Annotated in this window: 3 protein-coding genes; all 3 read right to left on the bottom strand. The window is 70.1% G+C overall.

Translation table 11 applies throughout. From position 1 onward, the window contains the following. Window positions 1-386: 386 nt before the first annotated feature. Window positions 387-1,364: a FecR domain-containing protein gene (locus tag GRF61_RS23390; RefSeq protein ID WP_169153018.1), complete on the bottom strand. Its 978-nt coding sequence runs from the start codon at window positions 1,362-1,364 to the stop codon at window positions 387-389. Beyond that, a complete protein-coding gene (locus tag GRF61_RS23385; RefSeq protein ID WP_169153017.1) occupies window positions 1,361-1,891 on the bottom strand; it encodes a sigma-70 family RNA polymerase sigma factor in 531 nt (176 codons plus the stop codon). The genes GRF61_RS23390 and GRF61_RS23385 overlap by 4 nt, the downstream gene beginning before the upstream one ends. 271 nt (window positions 1,892-2,162) lie before the next feature. Beyond that, the coding region (locus GRF61_RS23380; protein WP_169153016.1) for a TonB-dependent receptor at window positions 2,163-4,528 on the bottom strand (2,366 nt) is incomplete at its 5' end.

Genomic DNA, 4,528 nt, shown 5'->3' with positions numbered 1-4,528 from the left:
CAGGCTGGCGAGGCCGAGCACGGCGGCGGCGAGCGGATGCAGCAGCGGGCGGTTCGGAAGCGGCGCGGAGGCAGGGCGATGGCGGCGCATGCAGCAAACTCCTTTCAGGGAATCCAGTGACGAAGAGGTTTGCTGGTTTGCCGAACGAACTGGAAAAAGGGGCCAGGGACGCGGGGTTTTCAAGTCGGCGGCCGGGCGGGAGCGGCCCCGGCTTGCTGCGGGCTTGCGCGCCGCCGTCGTTCAGCCTGGGGTTCTGCGCCGCTGGGGCGGGAGAACGCCGGCCGGTGGGCCGGCCCAGGCGGGTGTCGGCCGGGAGGCATGCACCCCGCCGGTGAGGCCACCGAGCGCTGGGGGCAGGGCTGGCTGCGCGCGTTCCTGCCCAGGCCTCAGCCGCCTGCCGCCGGCAGGGCCTCCACGCTGACCCAGTAGCGGCTGCGGTAGCGCAGCGCCACCGGCAGGCTCTCGGTGAGGCTGGCCAGCACCTGTTCGATGTCGCCCAGCTGGAAGGCGCCGGAGAGGGTGAGCCCGGCCACCGCCGGATTGCAGCGCAGCACGCCGGGGCGGTAGCGGTCCAGCTCGGCGAGGAAGTCGGCCAGCCGCATGTTGCGCACGAAGAGGATGCCGCGCGACCAGTCGTCGGCGTGTGCATCCGCGGTCTCGGCGGTGCCGGTGGCCTGGCGGTCGAAGCGGGCCTGCTGGCCGGCGGCCAGCACCAGCGCCTGTTCCGGCGCGCGGGCGGGGCGGATTTCCACCGCGCCCTGCAGTACCGCGACCAGGCTGCCTTCCGTTTCGCGGCGGACGATGAAGCGGGTGCCCAACGCGCGGGCGGAACCGTCCGGCGTGGTGACGAAGAAGGGGCGGTGGGCGTCGCCGTCCGGCGCGGTTTCCACCAGCACCTCGCCGGCATGCAGGCGGATGAGGCGGTGCTGGCCGTCGTACTCCACGTCTAGCGCGGTGGCGGTGTTCAGGTGCAGGCGGGTGCCGTCGGCCAGCGTCAGTCGACGCTGTTCGCCGGTGGCGGTGCGGTGTTCGGCCAGCCATTCCCGCGCCGGCGCGCTGCGCCATGCCAGCCAGCCGGCGGGCGCCGCGGTGAGCAGCAGCACCAGCGCCTTCACCGCGGCGCGGCGGGCGTTGCGGCGGTTGCGGTTGAGGCTGGGCAGCGCCAGCTCCGGCGGCAGGCTGGCGAAGTGGCGGCCGATCTGCTGGGCGCGCTGCCAGGCAAGTTCGTGGCGCGGATCGCTCTGCCGCCAGGTCTGGCAGGCGTGCCGTTCGGCTTCGGAGGCTTCGCCGGAGCCGAGCAGGAAGTACCACTCGGCGGCCGCGAGCGCGGTCTGTTCGTCCAGCAGGGGGGCGGCGGCGCTCATGTCTGGCTCTCTTCGGCGAGCAGGATGCAGCGCGCCATGGCTTGCACCATGTAGCGCTTCACCGTGCGTTCGCTGATGGCCAGCCGGCGGGCGATCTCGGCGTAGCCCAGGCCTTCCAGCTGGGCCATGAGGAAGGCGGCGCGCACCTTGGCGTCCAGCCCGTCCAGCACCGCGTCCAGCTGCTGCAGGGTTTCGAGGAGGATGGCCTGGCGCTCGGCCGAGGGCGCCTGCGCTTCCGGCAGCAGCGCCAGCGCTTCCAGGTAGGCGGTTTCCAGCGCGCGGCGGCGGTGCAGGTTCACCACCAGGCGCTTGGCGATCACGGTGAGGTAGGCGCGCGGCTCGCGGAGCTGCCAGCCGGTCTGGCGCTCGGCCAGGTGTTCCGGCGCGCACAGCAGGCGGATGAAGGTGTCCTGCGCCAGGTCGGCGGCATCCCCCGCATTGCCCAGCTTGCGCTGCAGCCAGCCACGCAGCCAGCCGTGGTGGTGGAGGTAGAGCTGGGCGAGCGGGTCGGAGGAGGCTGCGTTCACGGTGCGATCCTGGCGTGTGCGGCGCTGGCTGGCCCCGGAACGAGCTGGCTGGCTACGGGAAGGATGGAGAGTTCTTAGTGAGATTGGTTCTCATTATTGTAATTCCGGTGACCAGCGTCAATCTTGCGCGGGCGGGAACGCGCTGGACAGAGCGCGCGGCCGTGAGACTGGGCCGCAGCGCAGAAGGAGGAAACGAGGATCGTCGCCGGGGCGTCGCGGGCCCCGCTGCGCGGCCCTGGCGGGGACGCCGCCCTTCGGGGGCGCGCCAGGTTCAGAGGTCCAGCGACACCGAAATGCTGGTCCTTCTCGGGCTGCCGAGATACAGGATGCCCGGGCTGCCGGCGAAGGTGGTCCAGTAGTCCTTGTCGAAGAGGTTGTCGATGTTTGCCCTTAGGGTCAGCGCCTGGCCGCGGACAGTGGTTTTGTAGCGTGCGCCTATGCCGTACAGCGTGTAGGCCGGAATCGTCCCGCTATTGTCGTTGGCGATGTATTGGCGGCCGGTGTGGTTGGCGCGGCCGGTCAGGGTGAGCTTGTCCACGTAGGGGACGTCCCATTCGAAGCCCAGCACTGCGCTCAGCCGCGGGACGCCCACGGCGGTCTTGCCGTCGTACTGGCCGTTCTGGGTCTTCATCATCTCGCTGTCGATGTAGGTGAGGCCGCCCAGCAAGCGCAGTTCGGGCAGGGCTTCGCCGAACAGGCTCAGTTCGAGCCCGCGGTTACGCTGGCGGCCGTCCATGTTGTAGTAGTTGGAGGCGTCGGTGAGGCCACTCGGGCGCTCGATCTCGAAGATCGCGGTGGTCAGCCCGAAACGGCCGAAGTCCAGCTTGGCGCCGAGCTCGACCTGCTTGGTTTTCGACGGCGCGAACACTTCTCCCGCATTGGCGGCGCTGCTGGGTGCGGTGGGGCCGGCTTCGAGCGACTCGATGTAGTTGCCATAGAGCGACAGCGTGGCGCTGGCCCGGAATGCCACGCCCAGCGCCGGCGTGACGGCGGATTCGTCATAGCGGCTGGTGATGGCCCCGGTGGTGGCGCTGAAGTTCTTGGACTTCACCCGCTGGTTGCGCACGCCCACGGTGAGCAGCACGCGGTCGTCCCACAGGCCCAGGGTGTCGGCGATGGCTAGCGATTCGTTGGTCGATTCGGCCGTCTTGGGCGGGTTCTTCGTGATGGGAACATAGCTCGGGCGGGCGGTGCGCACCGGGTCGTACAGATTGGAGGTGACGGAATAGCCGGCAATGTTGGCGCTCAGCCGGCCGCTCTCGGTGGAACTCGTCGTCGCCTCGACGACCAGCTTGTGGCTCACCGCGGCGGTCTGGAATCTGCCCTGCAGGCCGGCGTTGATCGTGCTCGCCTGGTAATCGTCGGACTGCTGCTGGGCGACCTGGGTGAAGTTGCCGTTCTGGGTGAGGTTGCTGCCGATGGTGCGCAGCCAGGAGCCGCGGAACGCGCTTGCGCCATAGGCGGCTTGCAGCATCCAGGCGTCGTTGAGGTCGTACTCCGCCCGGAGCAGGCCGCGCGAGAAGCGCGAGTTGTTCTCTTCCCAGGGCTGCTGGATTGCGTCCTTGGTGTCCGGGGCGCGTGGTGAGGCGGAGGTGGAGAACTGCTGGCTGCCGCCGTCCCGCGTCTGCTCCTCGTGATCGAACACGGCGCTCAGGCGGATGCCGGCACCGCGGTAGTCCAGCGCCAGACTCCCCGTTCCCAGTTCTTCCTTGTTGTTCTCGAAGGTGGCCTCGCCATCGCGATAGAGGCCGTTGAAGCGGATGCCGAACTGTTCGGCGGGGCCGAAGCGGCGGCTGATGTCGGCGTGCACGCTGGCGCGGGAGGGCAATTCATAGCTGGTGGTCAGCCGCGTTACCGGCCCGTCCGCCGGCCTTTTCGGTACCAGGTTGATCGCGCCGCCGACGCTGCCGGTGGTGCCGGTGAGGAGGGCGTTGGCGCCCTTGAATACTTCCACCCGCTCCATGTTCTCCACCGTGGACCGCCGCCGGTGAGTCAGCCCGGCGAGGCCGTCGTACAGCTCCGCGCCGTTGCCGCCGGTGTTGAAGCCGCGGATGGAAAAGGTTTCGCCGGTGCCCTGGCTGGGGTTCATCAGCCGGGTGGAGGCGTCGTTGACGATGACGTCGGCCACGGTGCGGGCCTGCTGGTTCTCGATCAGTTCGGCGGTGTAGCTGCTCATCGCGAACGGGGTGTCGAAGACATCCTGGTTGCCCAGCATGCCCACCCGGCCGCCGCGGGCGATCTGGCCGCCGGCATAGGCCTCGGGCAGTGCGCCCGCGCCGGGGCTGGCTGCGGCGGTGACCTTGACCGCCGCCAGCGTGGTTTCCGCTGCGGCGCGCGGCGGCAGCTTGCGCAAGGTGTAGCTGCCGTCGCCGCGTGCGTCTGCCGCCAGCCCGCTGCCGTGCAGTAGTTCGTGCAGGCCTTCCGGCCCGCTGTAGCTGCCGTTCAGGCCGGGGCTGCGCAGGCCGGCGACCAGCGCGGGGTCGAAGGAGAGGGCGATGCCGGCGGCGGCGGTGTAGCGGGTGAGCACGTCTTCCAGCGAGCCGGCGCCCAGGGTGTAGTGCTTGCGTACCTGCTGAGGAGGCTGCTGGGCATATAGCGGGGCGGCCGGCAGGGCGGTGGCCAGCGCCAGCATCAGGG

The organism is Azoarcus sp. TTM-91 (assembly GCF_012911025.1).
Classification (GTDB): domain Bacteria; phylum Pseudomonadota; class Gammaproteobacteria; order Burkholderiales; family Rhodocyclaceae; genus Azoarcus.
Note: the sequence above shows the minus strand (reverse complement) of the source record. Positions and strands in the feature narration are given on the sequence as shown.

What these genes read in the sequence shown, in the direction of transcription:
- GRF61_RS23390 (WP_169153018.1), bottom strand. Translation starts at nt 1,364, where the DNA reads ATGAGCGCCGCCGCCCCCCTGCTGGACGAACAGACCGCGCTCGCGGCC.